This window comes from Maritimibacter alexandrii, assembly GCF_005871115.1.
GTDB classification, from domain to species: Bacteria; Pseudomonadota; Alphaproteobacteria; order Rhodobacterales; family Rhodobacteraceae; genus Maritimibacter; species Maritimibacter alkaliphilus.
The window spans coordinates 21,753-38,445 of record NZ_SWKQ01000016.1 but is presented as its reverse complement, the minus strand read 5'-3'; the positions used below and the strand labels follow the sequence as shown (position 1 = coordinate 38,445).

The window sequence follows — 16,693 nt, the reverse complement described above, 5'->3', positions numbered from 1 at the left end:
TCCTCAGATGTTCACGGCCCGTCCATAGGCGGCCATCACGGCCTCTTTCATCACCTCGGAAATCGTCGGGTGCGGATAGATCGTGTCGATAATCTCGGCCTCGGTGCTTTCCAGCTCCATCGCGGTGGCGAAGCCGTGGATCAGCTCGGTCACTTCGGGGCCGGCCAGATGCGCGCCGAGCAATTCGCCGGTGTCGGCATCGAAAATCACCTTGGCCATGCCCTGATCGTCGCCCAGAGCGATGGCCTTGCCGTTGGCGAGGAACGGGAACTTGCCGACCTTGAGGCTGCGCCCTGTTTCCTTGGCCTGCGCTTCGGTCAGCCCGATGGAGGCGACCTGCGGATCGCAATAGGTGCAACCGGGAATACGGTCCTTGTTCATCGGGTGCACGGCTTCGCCCGCGATGGCCTCGACACACAGCGCGGCCTCATGCTCGGCCTTGTGGGCCAGCATCGGCGCGCCGGTGATGTCACCGATGGCATAGACGCCTTTGGCCGCCGTGGCCCCGGCCCCGGTCGTCGGGATCAGACCCTTTTCCAGCGTGATCCCGATGCCTTCCAGCCCCAGCCCCTCGGTATTCGCGACGACCCCGGCGGCGGAAATCACCCGCTCGACCTTCAGCGTCTCGCCACCTTCGAGCGTCAGGGTCACGTCCTTTTTGCCCACCTTGGCGCTGTCGATCTTCGCCCCGGTGCGGAACGCGATCCCGCGTTTTTCGAGCGCCTTCTGCATGAAGGCCGACACCTCGGCATCTTCCGCAGGCAGGATGCGGTCGACCATCTCGACCACCGTCACCTCGGTCCCCATCGCGGCATAGAAGCTCGCGAATTCGACCCCGATCGCGCCCGACCCGACGATGGCCATGCTTTTCGGCGCGGCTTCGGGCTTCAGCGCCTCGAAATAGGTCCAGATGCGGTCCCCGTCCGGCTCAAGCCCCGGCAGAACGCGCGGGCGCGCGCCCGTGGCGATGATGATGTGATCCGCCGAATAGCTTCCATGCGGCTTCACCCCCTTAGGCGCGGGCGCCTGCGGTTCGCACGCCGCCTTGTCGGGCGCGCCGACTTCGACCGTGCCGGGCGCGGTCAGCTTGGCCTGCCCCCAGATCACGTCCACCTTGTTCTTGCGCAGAAGCATCCCGACCCCGCCGTTCATCCGCTCGGCGATCCCGCGCGAGCGTTTGACGATGGCGGCGACGTTCGGCTTGGCGTTGCCGGACAGGTCGATCCCGAAATCGGCGGCGTGGTTCATATGCGTCAGCATCTCGGCGGACCGCAAAAGCGCCTTGGTCGGAATACAGCCCCAGTTGGAACAGATGCCCCCCAGATGCTCACGCTCGACCACGGCGGCCTTCATCCCCAGTTGCGCGGCCCGGATCGCGGCGGTGTAGCCACCGGGGCCACCGCCGATCACGATGATGTCGTAGTCTGCCATTCTATCGTCCCTTGAACTCAGGTTTGTGCCGCGCGGTGAAGGCCGCGACGCCTTCGCGGAAATCGTCGGATTGTGCGGCGGCGACAAAGGCCGCGCGTTCGGCGGCCAGTTGGTCGGCCAGTGTCGTGTGCGGCGCGGCATCGACCAGCCGGCGGAAACGCCCGAAACTGGCGGTCGGCCCGGTGGCGATCTTGGCGGCGAGCGTGCGGGCGGTGGTGTCGACCTCGTCCGCAGGCACCAGCCGCGATACAAGACCCGCGATCTGCGCCTCCGCCGCCGTCAGCGGCGCGCCGGTCAGCATCATGTCCATCACGCGGGCGCGGCCAAGGCGGTGGGTCAGGAACCACGAGCCGCCGCAATCGGGCACCCCCGCGACCTGATCGTAGGCCATGACGAATTTCGCCTTGTCGTCCGCCACCACGATGTCGGCATTCGCGACCAGCGACAGCCCTGCCCCGGCGGCGACCCCGCGCACGGCGGCAATCACCGGCGCGTCGTTCTCGCGCAGCGCGATCAGCGCGGGGTTCAGAACCTCGAGCAGCGCATCGACAACCTCATGCCCCCGGTCGGGATCGGCGGCCATGGCCGACACATCCCCGCCCGCGACGAACGCCCGCCCTTCGCCCGACAGCACGATGGCGCGGACGCCGGGATCGGCGGTCACATCGGCCACGGCGGCGGCAAAGGCGCGCGAGATCGGCAGATCCAGCGCATTCAGCGCCTCGGGCCGGTTGAACCGAAGTTCGGCCACCGCCCCGTCTTTCGTCACGACGACAAGCTCGCTCATGCGCAAATCCTCCCGCTACTCGTATACGGAATTTGAGGCTTGTGTGTAAAGCGAGCAATTTCCGTATTCAAAACGCAGGATACAACATGCCTTGAAAAACAGGGCTTTTCCGGTTTCCGATGGCACGTATTGCGCAGGCTTTGGCATTGTAGCCCTTGCCAATGGACAGAAAACCGATTTTTCTGTATACGGAAGCGAAAGGGCCGAACCGGGCCGGAATCAAACGGGAGGAACAGGCATGGATCTTGGCCTGAAAGGGAAAAAAGCAATCGTCACCGGCGGCACCAAGGGCATCTGCCGGGCGCTGCTCGACATTCTGGTCGAAGAAGGCTGCGACATCGCCTTCTGCGCGCGCTCGGAAGACGACGTGAAAGCGACCGTGGCCGAGCTCGAAGGCAAGGGCGTCAAGGTCGTCGGCGGCACCGCCAACGTGAAAGAGGTCGAAGGCTACCAGCAGTGGCTCAAGGACGCCGCCGAAGAGCTGGGCGGTTGCGACATCTTCGTTCCCGGCGTCTCCGCAGGCGGCGGCATGGACGGCGAGAAAAGCTGGTACAAAGCGTTCGAGATCGACCTGATGGGCTGCGTGCGCGGCTTCGACGCGCTGTTTCCCTACATGAAGGCTTCGGGCAACGCCTCGGTCGTGTTCATTTCGACCACCGCCGCCGTCGAAACCTTCATCGCGCCGATGCCCTACAACTCGATCAAGGCCTCGCTCATCACCTATGCCAAGCAGATGAGCCAGTTCCACGGCAAGCGCGGCATCCGCTTCAACGTCGTCTCGCCGGGTCCGATCCTGATCGAAGGCGGCTCCTGGGCGCAGATCCGCGACTCGGACGAAGCGTTCTTCAACTCGATCCTCGCGCAGCAGCCCGACGGGCGCATGGGCGAAGCCGACGAAGTGGCCAAGTGCATCGCCTTCCTTGCGTCCGACGCGGCAAGCTGGGTCACGGGCACCAACCTGATCGTGGACGGCGGCTTTACCAAGCGCGTGCAGTTCTGATCCACCATGGTCATCCGCTATGATGCGCCCCTGAACCTTTTGGTTTCGACCAAGGGGCATCCGTTCGACACGCCCGCGTTCTTCGGCATGTTCGACGACATGCGCGGCATGACCTGGACCCATGTGGAACAGCCCGCCACCACGGCGCTGATGTCTCCTGAGGGCGCGTCGGATTTCGACGCGCTCCTTTTCTACGACGTGCCGGGGCTCCAGTTCAAAACGCCCAAACCCCCGCTACTCATCGAACCGTCCGAGACGTTCAAGACCGGCTTTCGCGGCCTTCTGGACGCGGGCAAACCGATGATTTTCCTGCATCACGCTGTGGCCGGCTGGCCTTTGTGGGACGAGTATGCCGAGGCGATCGGCACGCGCTTTTTCTATCAGCCCGGCACCTACAAGGGCCGCGACTATCCCGACAGCGGCTACCTGTTCCCCGTCGAATTCACCATGACGCCCGAGGGCGATCACCCGGTGACCAAGGGGCTTGAGGGGGGCTTTACCCTGACCGACGAGCTTTATCTCATGGACATGCTCGAGGATGACATCGTGCCGCTCCTGCGCGCCGATTACGCCTTCGAGCAGGACAATTTCTATTCCGCCGCCAATGCGCTCAATGCCCGGATGTGGACCCGCGACGGCTGGAGCCACGGCCCCGGCACGAACCTGATCGCCTGGGCGAAAAAGGCCGGGAACGCGCCCACCGTGACGATCCTGTGCGGCAACGACGCCTCGACCTATGGCGACGCGAATTTCCGCACCCTCCTGCGCAACGCGATCGACTGGGTGACCAGTGACGCGGCCGCCGACTGGGCGCGCGCGGCATGACCGAACCCAGCGACCGCGTCACCGCCGCCGGGGCCGAAACCGCCGCCACCATGCTCGCCCAAGCTGCGGCCGCATGGCCCGACGCCACCGCCGTAATCGTGGACGACGAGCGCCTGACGTGGTCCGAGCTTTACACCGAAGCCCGCCTTTGGGCCCGCGCCCTGCGTGCCGCCGGGGTCGCCCCCGGTGCCCATGTCGGCGTGCTCATGCCCAACTGCATGGACTACGTGCGCCTGTTCTACGCCGCCGGGATGATCGGGGCCGTGACCCTGACCATCAACGCGCGGTTCAAGGACGACGACCTCGCCTATGCCGTCCATCATTCCGACATGGACGTGCTGTTCATAGGGGGCCACGCCCTGCCCCACATGGATTTCCGCGAGATGCTCACCCGCATCTACCCGGACCTTCACATCTGGACCGGCGGGCCGCTGGACCTCGAAGAAGCCCCGCGCCTGCGCGCCGTCTTCAACCTCGGTGACCCGCGTGAGACGGTCTGGCCGACCCGCGACACCTTCCTCGAAGGCACGGACAAGGTGCCGGACGCCCGGATCGACGCGCTCACCCGCGCCACCTCCCCCGACGATCATGCGCTGATGATGTATTCGTCGGGGACCACCGCCCATCCCAAGGCCTGCATGATTACCCATCGCACCCTGTCGATGATCGGCGCCAGCTTCGCCGAGCGGTTCGGGCTGACCCCGGACGACAGCGTGATGAACCCGCTACCCTTCTTCCATATGTCCACGATGCTGCCGATGGCCGCCTGCCGTGCCTCCGGCGCGACCCAGATCTGCACCGCGCATTTCGAGCCTGCCCGCACGCTGCGGCAGATGGAGGAGGAGCGGGTGAGCTTCGGCTACCTGTCGTTCCCGACGCTGGTCAATCAGGTGATCCAGCACCCGGATTTCAAAACCCGCGACCTGTCGGCGCTGCGGTTCCTCCACACGGTCGGCCCGGCGGACTTGATGGAGAAATACACCCGCGCTTTCGAAGGCGCGCAATACGTGAACGCCTACGGTCTGACCGAGGCGACGGGCGTGTGCTGCTACACCGACCCGAATGACCCGCCCGCCGAGGCGACGCAGGTGTCGGGCCGCGTGTTCGACGGGGTGCTCGCCAAGGCCGTGGACCCGGTGACCGGCAAAGATTGCAGCCCGGACGAGCGCGGCGAGATCTGGATCGGCGGCTTTTGCCTCTTTGACGGCTATTACAAAGACCCCGAGAAAACCGCCGAAACGCTGGTCGACGGCGGCAAGTGGCTGCGCACGGGCGATATGGGATACGTGTCGGACGATGGCCACATCACCTATGACGGGCGCCTCAAGGACATGCTCAAGATCGGCGGCGAAAACGTCGCCGCGCTCGAGATCGAGACCTACCTTTGCGCCCATCCCGACATCCAGATCGCGCAAGTGATCGGGGTCGAGGATGACCACCTGTTCGAAGTCGCGGCGGCCTATGTCGAGCTTGTCCCCGGCGCATCCCTCACGCCCGAGGATGTGGTGGACCACTGCATCGGCCAGATCGCCAGCTACAAGATCCCGCGTTACGTGCGGATCGTGTCGGACTGGCCGATGTCCACGACCAAGATCCAGAAATTCAAGCTCCCGCGCGATTTCAGCCGGGATGAAAAGATCGACCCGAAGTCACGGCAATAGGCCCCGGCCCGTCAGCTCGGCGCGCTTGCGATTCAGCATCCGCTGCGTCTGCGCACGGCCTGAGTCGAGCGACACAAAGCGCCCGTCCTGACGGGGCTGAAGCAGCCGCCGCAAAGCATCTTGCGTGCCAAGCCGGGCGTCAGTGCTCTCAGCTTTCGGCCCCTCGCCGTGCGTGTCGTCCATGTGGCAACCTCCGATGACGCGACGTTGGAAATGCTACGCCATCGGATGCGCCGAACAAACCCTTCGGGGATCAACCAGCCTCACGCGCAGCCTTGGCCGCCTTGGCCGCCGCCACGATTTCGGCGTTGGTCGGGTTGCGGCGCAGCGTCACGCCGCCGTTCACCTGAACCACTTCGCCGGTCATGAAGCAGGCGTCGGTGCAAAGCCATGTGATCGCCTCGGCGGTGTCTTCCAGCGTGCCAACCCGGCCCAGCGGATATTCCTTCGCGAAGGCCCCGACCACCGCCGGGTTCTTCGCCGCGCGTTCCGTCATGGGCGACGCGGTGAACCCCGGCGCCACGCTGTTGGCACGGATGCCGCGCGACCCGAACTCGTTCGCGATGGTGCGGATCACGTGGTCGATCCCCGCTTTCGTGCCCATGTAGGCCGAATGATCGTCCATCATGATCTTGGCCGTGGCCGACGACACCTGAACCAGCGATCCACCATCCGCCATTTCGCGCAGAACCGCCTGAAAGAACTGGAACGGCCCGACGAATTGCAGGGCGCACATCTTCTCCAGCTCTTCGCGCGTGTTGTCGAGGAACGGGGTCAGCAGGCCCCAGCCGGTGCAATTGACCGCCAGATCGACACCGCCGAAGCTGTCGACACACTTCGCCACCATCGCGGCAAGCTGCCCCTCGTCGGTGATGTCGCACAGGGCATAAGCCCCGCCGATCTCATCCGCCAGCGCCTTGAGCGGCCCCTCGTGCCGGCCCGCGACCAGCACCTTGGCCCCCTCGGCGGCGAACTGGCGCGCCGTCACCTGACCGAGGTTGCCCTCGGCCGCCGCGCCCAGAATGATCGCGCGCTTGCCGTTCAGTCGTCCTGTCATGTCCCTCTCCTCATACCTTCGGCGTGGGCCAGCCTTCGCGCACCGGGTCGCTGCCGTCCCAGCCGTCCGCCGCGTCCCGCACCTGATCGAAAATCGACTTCCGCTCCGCCGTCAGCTCGGTCAGCTCCATGTAGAAATCCGGCGTCTCGGGATGCTGAAGATAGGACAGCGGCCCATAGGCCGACCGCCCCTCCTGAATGACTTCGAACCCGGCATCCAGCGCCCGACGCAGTGTGGCGTCGTAGTCTGTGGGCCAGGCCGAGTAATGCTGCGGGATCAGCCCGAATCCGTTGCGGCCGGTGAACTCGGTGTACATCGAGGGCGCGTCGTTGTGCTGCTGGATCACCTCGACCTGCAACGCGCCCGAATTGGCCAGCGCCGCCCCGATCCTCAGATCGCAGGTCGTGCCGCGATAGGTGACGTCTTTCAGCGTGACGTCGCGCGCCACGAACCACGGACCGATCCCGGCCGTTTCGCTCAGAAACGCCAGCGTCCTGTCCATGTCGTCGGTGATATAGGCGACCTGTCGGATCTCGCCAAAGATGCGGCTCATGCGCTCCTCCCTCTCTTGTATACCAAAATATCACCCTTCGCATACCGTATGAAAGGGAAACTTCTGCCAAAAACCGGGGTTTGTTGCGAAATCCCGCCACGCCGCCCAAGAAAGTGGCCGGAATCGTCCTGTGGTTGCGCAAAAGTCTGGAAAGTCAGGTATTCCAAATGCTACTGTAAAAAACACGAATGGTGAGTAACGAGAACTCGGAAAGGTCTGGCTGTCGATGGCAAAAACCTCGGGCATGACACACGCGCAAACGGTGCGACTCGCGCTGGAGAACGACATTTTCTCCGGTCGTCTGGCGCCCGGCGCCTCCCTCGATGAAGAAGCGCTTGCGCGAAGGTTCTCGGTCTCCCGCACCCCGGTGCGCGAGGCGATGCTTCAGCTCATCCAGTCCGGCCTCGTCGAAAAGAAGCCGCGTCAGGGCGCGATCGTCACCCAGATCGACCTGTCCGACATGATCCGCCTGTTCGAGGTGATGTCGGAGCTTGAAGGGATCTGCGCCAAATTCGCCGCCCGCCGCATGACGCCGCAGGAACGCACGGCGCTGCGCAAGCTGCACGAAGCCTCGGTCGAGGCCTTCGATACCGGCGATCAGGACAAGTATTACCTTCTGAGCCGCAAGTTCCACCTCATGGTCATCGAAGGCACCCACAACCACGAACTGATCGAGACGACAAACCGCCTCGGCATCAAGCTCGTCCCCTATCGTCGCTTCCAGCTGAACTATCCGGGCCGCTCGGAAAACAACCTGCGCGACCACGAAGCGATCATGGAGGCGATCTGCGCGGGCGACTACGACCTTGCCGCCGACCTTTTCCGCAAGCACACCAACGTGCAGGGCGACGTGCTGGCCGAATACATCGCGCTCGGCGACCGTCAGATGGCCGCCGCCAACGGCTGACCCGACACCATCGCGAAACGAAAAAAACCGCCGGGGGAGGAGACCCGGCGGTTTTTTGTTCGATCGAAGGCGCGTCAGGAAACCAGACGCAGGGGAGCTTCGATCAAACCTCTGAGCGTGCGCAGGAACTCGGCGGCCAGCGCCCCGTCCACGGCACGGTGATCGGCGGACAGCGTCACGGACATGACGCTGACAAAGCCAACCCCACCGTCCACCTCGCGCGCTTCCCGGCGCGGGCCACCCACGGCGAGGATCGCGGCTTGCGGCGGGTTGATGATCGCATCGAACTCCCGCACCCCGAACATGCCGAGGTTCGACAGGGTGAAGGTGCCGCCCGTCATCTCGTCGCCCGAAAGCGTCCGGTCGCGCGCCTTTCCGGCCAGCGCCTTGGCATCCGCCGCGATGTCGCGCAGGCCACGCCCGCCGACGTTGCGCACCACGGGGGTAATCAACCCGCCGTCGATGGCCACGGCCATGGCGATGTCGGCTTGCTCGAACGGCGTGACCCCGGTGTCCGAGACATGGACGTTCACGCCCGGATGCTTGGCGAGCGCCAGCGCACAGGCTTTCAGTAGGAAGTCGTTCACCGACACCTTCGGATCGCCCTCGTCCGCCGAACCGTTCATGCCCTTTCGCAGGTCCATGAGCGCGTCGACCTCGATATCCACGGTCGTATAGAAATGCGGCACCGTCTGTTTGGATTGCACCAGCGCCTTGGCGATGGACTTGCGCATTCCCGTGAACGGCTGTTCGGCCCCGGCCCCGGCGGGGGCCGCCGTGGCGACCGGCCCACGGGACACGGGCGCCGGACGGGTCCACAGACCGCCCGCAATCGAGGCCTCCTGCGCATCCTCCAGCGACACCCGGCCCTTGCGGCCCGATCCGGTCAGACCCTTCATCCCAAGCCCGACCTCGTTCGCGAACTTGCGCGCGATGGGGCTGGCATGAACGCCGTCGTTCTCGGCGCGGACCTCTTCGGGGCTGCGCTTGGGCGCACCGCCCGAAGCTTTGGCCACATCGTCTTTGGTGACCTTGCCGCCCCGGCCCGTGCCCTCGACACTGGCCAGATCGACGCCCCCGGCCTCGGCCGCGCGGCGGGCGAGCGGCGTGGCTTTCACGTCTTTCGCAGGCTCCGGCGCGGGCGCTTCGGGCTTGGCAGGCGCGGCGGGTGCATCCGCCCCCGGCTCGAACGAGGCATCGACGGGTTTGTAGTCGGCGATGAATCCGTCGATGGCCGCGTCATCCACCGAGGCATCGGCAAAGACGGCGATCAGGGTACCCACGGGAACCGTCTCGCCCTCGGGCACGACGATCCGGCGCAGCGTTCCGGCCTGATCCAACTCGACGACATTGACGATCTTGTCGGTTTCCACGTCCACAAGCTCGGCGCCCTTCTCGGCGCTGTCACCTTCGGCCAGATGCCATCCGGTCACCGTGCCTTCGGACATTTCCAGCCCCCATTTGGGGAGCGTGATCGGCGTAATCCCGGTCATCTCACACGCCCTCCACTTGGTTGGCCAGCGTCCGGCGGATCGCGGCTTCGATATCGTTGGGGCTGGGCACATAGAGGCGCTCGAGCTCGCGGGCGAACGGCACCGGCGTATGCGGCGCGGTCACCTTTTCGACCGGCGCACGCAGGCTGCCGAAGCCCTTGGAGGCCGCGATGCTCGCAATTTCTGACGCGATCGAACACATCGGGTTCGACTCGTCCACGACCACCAGACGCCCGGTCATCGACAGGCTTTCAAGGATCGTATCCTCGTCCAGCGGCGACGTGGTGCGCGGGTCGATCAGGTCACAGGTGATCCCCTCTTCCGCCAGCTTGTCGACCGCCTTCATCGCGAACGGCACCATCCGGGCCAGCGCGACGACGGTGCAATCCTTGCCCTCGCGCACCAGATCAGCCTCCCCGAACGGGGTCAGGTATTCGCCCTCCGGCACCTCGCCCTTCTTGGAATAAAGCGCCTTGTGCTCGAAGAACATCACCGGGTCGTCGTCGCGGATCGCCTGTTTCATCAGACCCTTGGCATCCGCCGGGTTCGACGGAATCACGACCTTCAGCCCCGGCACCATCGTCAGCATCGGATAGATCGTCTGAGAATGCTGGGCGGCGGCGTTCATGCCCGCCCCCATGCTCATGCGCAGTACAACCGGCGTTTTGGCCTTGCCGCCGAACATGTAGCGGAACTTGGCCATCTGGTTGAAAATCTGGTCCATCGAGACGCCCACGAAATCCGCGAACATCAACTCGGCGACGGGCCGCATCCCGGCCAGCGCCGACCCGTTGGCCAGCCCGATGATCGCGCTTTCCGAGATCGGCGTGTCGATCACCCGGTCCGCGCCGTATTTCGTTTTCAGCCCCTTGGTGACACCGAAGATGCCCCCCGCAGCCTCGATATTGCCCGAGGTGCCGCCGGACCCGCCAGCCACATCCTCGCCCATCACGATCACGCTCGGATCGCGTTCCATTTCCTCATGCAGCGCCTGGTTCAGCGCATCGCGCATCGTCAAAACAGCCATGACGCGCCTCCCTCAGTAATCGATGTAGACATCGGACATCATCGTGTCCGCGCCCGGCGTCGGGCCGGTGCGCGCGCTCTCGACGCTCGAGTCGATCAGCGCCAGAACCTCGTCGTCGATGGCGTCCAGTTCCTCGGCGGTGAAAATGCCCGCACCCGTCACCTTTTCGCGCATCTGTTTCAGCGCATCGACGGTTTCGCGGAAGTTCTTCACCTCGTCCTTGGCGCGGTAGTTCTGCGGATCGCCCTCGAAATGGCCGAAATACCGCGTCGCCGTGGCCAGAATGGCGCTCGGCCCGTTGCCCGCGCGGGCATGTTCAATGGCCTTTTCCGCCACTTCGTATACAGAGAAATAGTCGAACCCGTCGGCTTCCCAAACCGGGATGCCGAAGCCCTCGGTCCGGGTCTTGAGATCGCCGCCGATCCCATAGCTTGCCCCGGTGTGTTCCGAATACCCGTTGTTTTCCAGCACGAACACCTTGGGCAGCTTCAGCACCACCGCCATGTTCATCGCCTCGAACACGGTGCCTTGGTTCGACGCACCGTCGCCGGTGAAGCTGACCGAAACCGACCCGTCGCCGCGTGCCTTGCAGGCCACCGCCGCGCCCACCGCGATCGGCTGACCGCCGCCCACGATGCCGTTCGCGCCCAGCATCCCCTTGTCCAGATCGGCAATGTGCATAGAGCCGCCGCGCCCTTTGCACAGCCCGTCGGCCCGCCCGTAAATCTCGTGCATCATCCCCTTGGGGTCGCAGCCACGGGCAAGGCAATGACCATGCCCCCGGTGCGTCGAGATGATGTAATCGTTGTCGCGCAGATTCTCGCAGACGCCGACCGCAATCGCCTCCTGCCCCGAATAGAGGTGCGTGAACCCGGCGATCTCGCCCTTGGGGTTCTCGACATGCAGGCGCTCTTCGAACTCGCGGATCAACCGCATCTGGCGATAGGCCTGCCGGATCTGATCCGGGCTTTGCTGCATTGTATCCTCCCGTTTGTGCCCCCAAAGCCCACTTTCTCGGCTTTTTGAGCGATTGCATATACTCATCTCAGATTTTTGTGTATATGAAAAGACCTGTTTTTGTATTCACAGCGGAGGAGAGGGCCGAATGGACTTCAAGCTGACCGACGATCAGAAGAGCCTGCAAGAAGCCGCCCGGCGTTTCGCGCAGGAGCAATTGCCCGAGCTTGCAAAGGAGCTCGAGGCGAAATGCGAACCCGTTCCGGCCGAGTGGCTCGCCCGCTACGCCGAGATGGGGTTCCTTGGAATCAACGTGGCCGAAAAGTACGGCGGGCTGGGCCTCGGCAATCTCGAAGCCCTGCTGGTGGTCGAGGAATTCGCCAAGATTTCCTCCGCCGTCGCCTTCCCGGTCTTTGAAAGCTGCGTCGGCCCCGTGCGCGCCATCGAACATTTCGCGCAGGACAGCCTCAAGGAACGGGTGATCCCGCGTGTCTGCGCAGGCGAAGCGGTCGTGGCCGTGTCCATGTCCGAACCCGACGCGGGCTCGGCGCTGACCGATCTGAAAACCCGCGCGGTCATCGACGGCGACAAGGTGATTCTCAACGGCACGAAACGCTGGTGCTCGGGCGGCGGTCACGCGGACGGTTACGTCGTCTACTGCCGCATGTCCGACGACCCCGGCGCCAAGGGGATCGGCGCGGTCTATGTCGAAAAGGGCACGCCCGGCCTGTCCTTCGGCCCGCAAGAGGAACTCATGGGGTTCCGCGGCGTGCCGTCCTCGGACCTCAACTTCGACGACGTGGAACTGCCGCTCGACGCGGTGATCGTGCCTGCGGGTGGCTTCAAGAAGCTGATGGAAGCTTTCGACCTCGAACGCTGCGGCAACGCCACGATGTCGCTGGGCCAAGCCTCGGGCGCACTGGCGGACGTCACCGAATACGTGCAGGAGCGCAAGCAATTTGGCCGCCCCATCGTCGAGTTTCAGGGGGTCCAGATCAAGCTGGCCGAGATGCAGATCAAATGCGAAGGCGCGCGCCTGCTCATCCACCGCGCGGCGTCGAACGCGCAGGACGGGATGCCCTCGATCCTCGAAAGCTCGGTCGCCAAGTGCTATGCGAACGAGATCAGCCGCGAAGTGACCGGCATGGCGGTGCAGCTTATGGGCGGCTACGGTTATTCGAAAGAGTACCCGATGGAACGGCGCCTGCGCGATAGCTGGGGCTGGGGGATTGCGGGCGGCGCGATCGACATCCAGAAAGTGAACATCGCCTCGGCCATGGTCGGGCGGCGCTTCAACCAACGGGCCAACTGAGGGGGCGCGATGCTACCCGGCGGACAAAAAGACTATGAAGACGCCTGTTCCACCATGCAGGTGCCGAAAACGGGCGTCTTCTTCACCTCCATCGGAAGTCAGGAGGTCATGTTGTCACGCGACGCACGCGGCGAGATCGTGGCCTTCTCCGGCTTCTGCACCCATTCCTTCGGCAAGCTCGACGGCGGCAAGGTGGAGGGGGGCGAAATCACCTGCCCGCACCACGGCGCACGCTTCGACATAAAAACGGGCAAGGCGAAATCCGCCTGCCCGAACCTGCCGAAGTTCGACGTGAAGATCGAAGGCCGCCGCGTGCTGGTGAAGCCGAACCGCTAAAGCCCGCTCAGGAAATCGTCCAGAGTCTCGGCGAACACGTCGTTGCGGTCACCCACGATCATGTGGCCCGCGCCGGTCACGTCGCGAAACTGCGCCTGCGGTGCGATCTTCAGGAATTCGGCCACGCTTTCGTCGTTCACCAGATCGCTGTTCGACCCACGCACAAGCAGGATCGGCACGGTCACGGCGGCCAGCGCCCCTTCGAGCTGGCCAAGGCTTTCGGGCGCCATGCGCGACGACTTGCGCCCGACGATGAACGCCGGATCCCAGTGCCACCTCAGCCGCCCGTCCTCGCCTTCGCGCAGATACCGGCGCAGGCTGTCGCGGTTCGACTTGCGCCCCTTGCGGTTCGTGTATCCGGCGATAGCCTCGGCCGCTTCGTCGTAACTGGCGAAACCCTCGTCCATATGGCGGCCCATGAACCCGATGATCTTGTCCACCCCGCGCTCGTCGATCTTCGGCGTGATGTCCACCAGCACCAGCCCGCGACAGGGCGCATCGGCCCCCTGCCCCGCGACCAGAAGCCCGGCATTCCCGCCCAGCGAGGCCCCGACGATCACGGGTTTCTGCCCGAACTGCCGCGCGACATGGTCAAGGTCGTGGCCGAAGCGCGGGATCGAGTAATCGCCGCCCTCGTGCCAGTCGCTTTCCCCATGCCCACGCAGGTCGAGCGCGACCGCCTGCCACCCCGCATCGCCCAGCCGCTGCGCGACCCGGCTCCAGGCATAGCGCGTCTGCCCGCCGCCATGGGCCAGAATCACGGGCGGCGCATCCGCCGCACCGAAAGCCTCGCCCACCAGCGTCACGCCGTCGTCCATCTTGTAGGTCACGCGCGTCGCGCCCGGCTCGCAGGTCTGGATGGTCATATCGTCTCTTTCATCGTCCAGCGCAGGCCGCGCCGGATCAGCGTTTGAAAATCGGGGTGATCCCACGACCCCCGCTCGACGAACGGGTATTCCTCGGCCACGGGCCGCATGTCGTAGCGCCCGCGCGTGTGGCCCAGCGTCAGGTATAGAACCGCCCCCTCGCCCCGCGCGCGCAGATACATCACCTGATGTGCCGCCCGCGCCCACTGCGCCGTCTCGAACAGGGGCGTCTCGCCCTCGAACTCGGTTTCCAGCAGCACCTCGTTGCCCGGCAGGTGATGCTGAAGATATTGCTCGTCCTCGACGAAGAACGCGGACAGCCCGCGCGTCAGGTCATGCGCGCCCACGGGTTTCACCTTGAACCGTCCCGGCACCGGATGCGCGGCGAACTGGCTTCCCAACAGGTCCAGCAACCGCTCCGGCAAGGGCGGGCAGACCACGGGCTTGTCGCCGTCCAGCACCATCCGGCTGTTCGTGCCGTGCAGCGCGAACCACCGCCCGCCACCCTCGACAAAGGCCGTCAGCGCATCGAGCGCGGGATCATCCGGCACCCTGTCGCAGGTATAGGTCACGATCACGTCCGCCGCCGCGATATCGTCTGCGGCATAGCCATCGCGCACCGTCACGCGCATCCGTTCGTGCTCGGCCATATAGCCCAGCAGCGCCAGCCGCGCGTGATCCATGTCGTGATAGGGGCCGCCGGTTATCAGCAGCACGTCCACGCGGGGCGGCAGCCTCATGCCGCCCGCCGATACACCAGATCGGTCGAGGCGAAGCTGAACACCGTCACCCCGTCCTGATTGACCACCCAATGCTCCAGCACGGCCAGACCCACGCCGGGGCGGCTTTCGCTGGGCCGCTTGGACACCACCCGCGAATGCGCGGTCAGCGTGTCCCCCGCCCGCACCGCGCGGCTCCAGCGCACGTTGTCCCACTGGACCCCGCAGACCCAGTCGATGTTCCCGTTCACCTCGTGATCCATGATCCGCCACAGCGCGGCGGTGTGAATACCGCTCGCCACCAGTTCCCCGAACAGCGACTCCTTCGCCGCCTCGGCATCGTTGTGGAAATACTGCGGATCATAGCGGCCCGCGAATTCCACCATGTCCTCGGCGGTCACGGTCAGCGGCGAGGATGTCGTCTCCTCCCCGATCTCGAGGTCTTCCCATTTGCGCGCGGGATGCGGATCAGTCTTCGCCGACATAATCCATCAGCACCTTGTGGAAATGCCGGATGCGCAGTTCCTGATCGCCCAGCCAAAGCCCTTCGTAGGCTTCCGAATGCATCCCCCGCTGAACCCCCGGCAGGTTCGCCGCATCCTGATCGATGACCAGACCCATCGACCGCTCGCCATGCTTGAAACGCTCGTTCTTGGGTTTGCGGCGCGGCTTCTCTTCGTCCTTTTTCAGGAGTTTGAACATCTGGACGTCGAAATACATCTTGTCCGGGTCCGTCTCGTGCGGGCGCTGCCTGAACAGCATCAGATCATCCGCATGGGTGTTCATCGTGATGTTCGGGAAGATCATGTAGTGATAATCGTCCGTCAGCTGCTCGTCGTTCAGATCGCTGTAATCCAGCCCCTGCTCGGCGCCATGCTCGCGCTTCCATTTCTGAAGCGCGGGGCGAATTTCGCTGATCCGCCCGTCGAAATCCGCCGGGTCCATCCCCGCCTCTTTCATCGCGTGCTTGATGAGGTGCGGGATCTCGGTCGTCTCGTTCACCCGGTGGCTGATCGTCGCGAAGGGGATGAGATAGCGGTTGTGCTTTTCATAAGTGTCGATCTGAAGGTGCTTGTCCTCGATGAAGTAAAGCAGCTCGGGATGGATGCCCTGCACGTGATACGACTCGTTGAACGCATCCACGCTGGTCTTCCAGTTGCACTCCCACTCTACCGTCCAGTCGGTGACCTTCACCATCCGGTCGAAGTGATAGGGGCCGAGGTGTTCCTTCAGCGGGTGGATGAAATCGTCGAAGGATTCGCCGTCGGGATCGAGACAGAAAAAGACGAACCCGTTCCATTCCTCGACCCGCACCTCGGTTAGCCCGCCGCAGGGCGGCGCACCTTGGGGGAAGGTCTCGATATCGGGGATGTTCTCGAACTCGCCCGTCAGCTTGTATTCCCAGTGGTGATAGTTGCACTTGAACGTGGTCGCGTTCCCCTGCCCCATCATCAGCCGGTTCCCGCGATGCTGGCAGACGTTGTAAAAGCCCTTCGCGGTGCCGTCGGGCTGGCGCGTCAAAAGGATCTCCTCCTTGCCCAGCGAGGTGACGATGTAGTCGCCCGGCTCTTCGATATCCTGCGAGGCGCAGCCCCAGTTCCAGACCTTCGTCCAGAGCCGATCCCATTCCTTCTGCATGAAGTCGCGGCTCGTATACCGCTCCTTGGGAATCATCTCGGTCCCGAAATCCGGGTCTTCGGTCTTGTCCACCGGCGTCTTGGTGAAATCGCCGGGTTTGACGCGTTGAATGGTCATCACTCTC

18 protein-coding genes are annotated in these 16,693 nt (G+C 64.5%); 6 read left to right on the top strand and 12 right to left on the bottom strand.

All coding sequences use genetic code 11. The features are described 5' to 3' along the window. Positions 1-3: 3 nt before the first annotated feature. Both lpdA and FCT00_RS19825 read right to left on the bottom strand, forming a co-directional pair. On the bottom strand, positions 4-1,431 hold the full coding sequence (gene lpdA, locus FCT00_RS19830) for a dihydrolipoyl dehydrogenase (RefSeq protein WP_138424373.1): 1,428 nt from the start codon (positions 1,429-1,431) through the stop codon (positions 4-6). 1 nt (position 1,432) lies between these two features. Then, positions 1,433-2,218: an enoyl-CoA hydratase-related protein gene (locus FCT00_RS19825; protein WP_138424372.1), complete on the bottom strand. Its 786-nt coding sequence runs from the start codon at positions 2,216-2,218 to the stop codon at positions 1,433-1,435. Positions 2,219-2,456: 238 nt separating this feature from the next. Here FCT00_RS19825 and FCT00_RS19820 point away from each other — a divergent pair, with 238 nt between their 5' ends. Genes FCT00_RS19820 through FCT00_RS19810 form a run of 3 tightly spaced genes read left to right on the top strand, consistent with a single transcriptional unit; the run spans position 2,457 to position 5,704 of the window. Continuing rightward, positions 2,457-3,218, top strand: coding sequence for an SDR family NAD(P)-dependent oxidoreductase (locus FCT00_RS19820; RefSeq protein ID WP_008327622.1), 762 nt, complete (start codon positions 2,457-2,459; stop codon positions 3,216-3,218). Between the two features lie 6 nt (positions 3,219-3,224). Continuing rightward, positions 3,225-4,043: a ThuA domain-containing protein gene (locus FCT00_RS19815; RefSeq protein ID WP_138424371.1), complete on the top strand. Its 819-nt coding sequence runs from the start codon at positions 3,225-3,227 to the stop codon at positions 4,041-4,043. Further along, the gene (locus tag FCT00_RS19810; protein ID WP_138424370.1) at positions 4,040-5,704 is read left to right on the top strand and encodes a class I adenylate-forming enzyme family protein; all 1,665 of its coding nucleotides are present in this window, start codon (positions 4,040-4,042) and stop codon (positions 5,702-5,704) included. The genes FCT00_RS19815 and FCT00_RS19810 overlap by 4 nt, the downstream gene beginning before the upstream one ends. Here FCT00_RS19810 and FCT00_RS19805 read toward each other — a convergent pair. From FCT00_RS19805 to FCT00_RS19795, 3 genes are all read right to left on the bottom strand, one after another. Continuing rightward, the gene (locus FCT00_RS19805; protein ID WP_138424369.1) at positions 5,693-5,887 is read right to left on the bottom strand and encodes a hypothetical protein; all 195 of its coding nucleotides are present in this window, start codon (positions 5,885-5,887) and stop codon (positions 5,693-5,695) included. The genes FCT00_RS19810 and FCT00_RS19805 overlap by 12 nt on opposite strands. A 70-nt stretch (positions 5,888-5,957) precedes the next feature. Further along, complete coding sequence (locus FCT00_RS19800) at positions 5,958-6,761, bottom strand: SDR family NAD(P)-dependent oxidoreductase (protein WP_138424368.1); 804 nt, start codon at positions 6,759-6,761, stop codon at positions 5,958-5,960. Positions 6,762-6,771: 10 nt separating this feature from the next. Beyond that, complete coding sequence (locus FCT00_RS19795) at positions 6,772-7,314, bottom strand: VOC family protein (protein ID WP_138424367.1); 543 nt, start codon at positions 7,312-7,314, stop codon at positions 6,772-6,774. Positions 7,315-7,558: 244 nt separating this feature from the next. Between FCT00_RS19795 and FCT00_RS19790 the strand changes: the two genes are divergently transcribed. Continuing rightward, complete coding sequence (locus tag FCT00_RS19790; RefSeq protein WP_202795869.1) at positions 7,559-8,221, top strand: GntR family transcriptional regulator; 663 nt, start codon at positions 7,559-7,561, stop codon at positions 8,219-8,221. Positions 8,222-8,295: 74 nt separating this feature from the next. On the opposite strand, the gene FCT00_RS19785 is transcribed toward FCT00_RS19790, so the two are convergent. From FCT00_RS19785 to FCT00_RS19775, 3 genes are read right to left on the bottom strand one after another with little or no spacing between them, the layout of a single operon-like run. After that, on the bottom strand, positions 8,296-9,714 hold the full coding sequence (locus tag FCT00_RS19785) for a 2-oxo acid dehydrogenase subunit E2 (RefSeq protein WP_171043064.1): 1,419 nt from the start codon (positions 9,712-9,714) through the stop codon (positions 8,296-8,298). A gap of 1 nt (position 9,715) precedes the next feature. Further along, complete coding sequence (locus tag FCT00_RS19780) at positions 9,716-10,741, bottom strand: alpha-ketoacid dehydrogenase subunit beta (protein ID WP_138424365.1); 1,026 nt, start codon at positions 10,739-10,741, stop codon at positions 9,716-9,718. Positions 10,742-10,753: 12 nt separating this feature from the next. After that, complete coding sequence (locus tag FCT00_RS19775) at positions 10,754-11,719, bottom strand: thiamine pyrophosphate-dependent dehydrogenase E1 component subunit alpha (protein WP_138424364.1); 966 nt, start codon at positions 11,717-11,719, stop codon at positions 10,754-10,756. Between the two features lie 127 nt (positions 11,720-11,846). Between FCT00_RS19775 and FCT00_RS19770 the strand changes: the two genes are divergently transcribed. After that, positions 11,847-13,010 (top strand): acyl-CoA dehydrogenase family protein, encoded by a 1,164-nt coding sequence (locus tag FCT00_RS19770; RefSeq protein ID WP_138424363.1) that lies wholly within the window; start codon positions 11,847-11,849, stop codon positions 13,008-13,010. Between the two features lie 9 nt (positions 13,011-13,019). Continuing rightward, a complete protein-coding gene (locus FCT00_RS19765; RefSeq protein ID WP_008327645.1) occupies positions 13,020-13,346 on the top strand; it encodes a Rieske (2Fe-2S) protein in 327 nt (108 codons plus the stop codon). Here the strand turns inward: FCT00_RS19765 and FCT00_RS19760 are convergent. The 4 genes from FCT00_RS19760 to FCT00_RS19745 are packed head-to-tail and all read right to left on the bottom strand — an operon-like array spanning position 13,343 to position 16,686. Continuing rightward, the gene (locus FCT00_RS19760) at positions 13,343-14,212 is read right to left on the bottom strand and encodes an alpha/beta fold hydrolase (protein ID WP_008327647.1); all 870 of its coding nucleotides are present in this window, start codon (positions 14,210-14,212) and stop codon (positions 13,343-13,345) included. The two genes, FCT00_RS19765 and FCT00_RS19760, sit on opposite strands and share 4 nt — an antisense overlap. Beyond that, complete coding sequence (locus tag FCT00_RS19755) at positions 14,209-14,952, bottom strand: ThuA domain-containing protein (protein ID WP_138424362.1); 744 nt, start codon at positions 14,950-14,952, stop codon at positions 14,209-14,211. The genes FCT00_RS19760 and FCT00_RS19755 overlap by 4 nt, the downstream gene beginning before the upstream one ends. Beyond that, positions 14,949-15,416, bottom strand: a complete 468-nt coding sequence (locus tag FCT00_RS19750) for a MaoC family dehydratase (protein WP_138424361.1) — start codon at positions 15,414-15,416, stop codon at positions 14,949-14,951. Before FCT00_RS19750 ends, FCT00_RS19755 begins: the two co-directional genes overlap by 4 nt. Beyond that, positions 15,400-16,686, bottom strand: a complete 1,287-nt coding sequence (locus tag FCT00_RS19745) for an aromatic ring-hydroxylating oxygenase subunit alpha (RefSeq protein WP_008327662.1) — start codon at positions 16,684-16,686, stop codon at positions 15,400-15,402. The genes FCT00_RS19750 and FCT00_RS19745 overlap by 17 nt, the downstream gene beginning before the upstream one ends. Between the last annotated feature and the right edge of the window lie 7 nt (positions 16,687-16,693).

What these genes read in the sequence shown, in the direction of transcription:
- lpdA (WP_138424373.1), bottom strand. Translation starts at nt 1,431, where the DNA reads ATGGCAGACTACGACATCATCGTGATCGGCGGTGGCCCCGGTGGCTAC.
- FCT00_RS19825 (WP_138424372.1), bottom strand. Translation starts at nt 2,218, where the DNA reads ATGAGCGAGCTTGTCGTCGTGACGAAAGACGGGGCGGTGGCCGAACTT.
- FCT00_RS19820 (WP_008327622.1), top strand. Translation starts at nt 2,457, where the DNA reads ATGGATCTTGGCCTGAAAGGGAAAAAAGCAATCGTCACCGGCGGCACC.
- FCT00_RS19815 (WP_138424371.1), top strand. Translation starts at nt 3,225, where the DNA reads ATGGTCATCCGCTATGATGCGCCCCTGAACCTTTTGGTTTCGACCAAG.
- FCT00_RS19810 (WP_138424370.1), top strand. Translation starts at nt 4,040, where the DNA reads ATGACCGAACCCAGCGACCGCGTCACCGCCGCCGGGGCCGAAACCGCC.
- FCT00_RS19805 (WP_138424369.1), bottom strand. Translation starts at nt 5,887, where the DNA reads ATGGACGACACGCACGGCGAGGGGCCGAAAGCTGAGAGCACTGACGCC.
- FCT00_RS19800 (WP_138424368.1), bottom strand. Translation starts at nt 6,761, where the DNA reads ATGACAGGACGACTGAACGGCAAGCGCGCGATCATTCTGGGCGCGGCG.
- FCT00_RS19795 (WP_138424367.1), bottom strand. Translation starts at nt 7,314, where the DNA reads ATGAGCCGCATCTTTGGCGAGATCCGACAGGTCGCCTATATCACCGAC.
- FCT00_RS19790 (WP_202795869.1), top strand. Translation starts at nt 7,559, where the DNA reads ATGACACACGCGCAAACGGTGCGACTCGCGCTGGAGAACGACATTTTC.
- FCT00_RS19785 (WP_171043064.1), bottom strand. Translation starts at nt 9,714, where the DNA reads ATGACCGGGATTACGCCGATCACGCTCCCCAAATGGGGGCTGGAAATG.
- FCT00_RS19780 (WP_138424365.1), bottom strand. Translation starts at nt 10,741, where the DNA reads ATGGCTGTTTTGACGATGCGCGATGCGCTGAACCAGGCGCTGCATGAG.
- FCT00_RS19775 (WP_138424364.1), bottom strand. Translation starts at nt 11,719, where the DNA reads ATGCAGCAAAGCCCGGATCAGATCCGGCAGGCCTATCGCCAGATGCGG.
- FCT00_RS19770 (WP_138424363.1), top strand. Translation starts at nt 11,847, where the DNA reads ATGGACTTCAAGCTGACCGACGATCAGAAGAGCCTGCAAGAAGCCGCC.
- FCT00_RS19765 (WP_008327645.1), top strand. Translation starts at nt 13,020, where the DNA reads ATGCTACCCGGCGGACAAAAAGACTATGAAGACGCCTGTTCCACCATG.
- FCT00_RS19760 (WP_008327647.1), bottom strand. Translation starts at nt 14,212, where the DNA reads ATGACCATCCAGACCTGCGAGCCGGGCGCGACGCGCGTGACCTACAAG.
- FCT00_RS19755 (WP_138424362.1), bottom strand. Translation starts at nt 14,952, where the DNA reads ATGAGGCTGCCGCCCCGCGTGGACGTGCTGCTGATAACCGGCGGCCCC.
- FCT00_RS19750 (WP_138424361.1), bottom strand. Translation starts at nt 15,416, where the DNA reads ATGTCGGCGAAGACTGATCCGCATCCCGCGCGCAAATGGGAAGACCTC.
- FCT00_RS19745 (WP_008327662.1), bottom strand. Translation starts at nt 16,686, where the DNA reads ATGACCATTCAACGCGTCAAACCCGGCGATTTCACCAAGACGCCGGTG.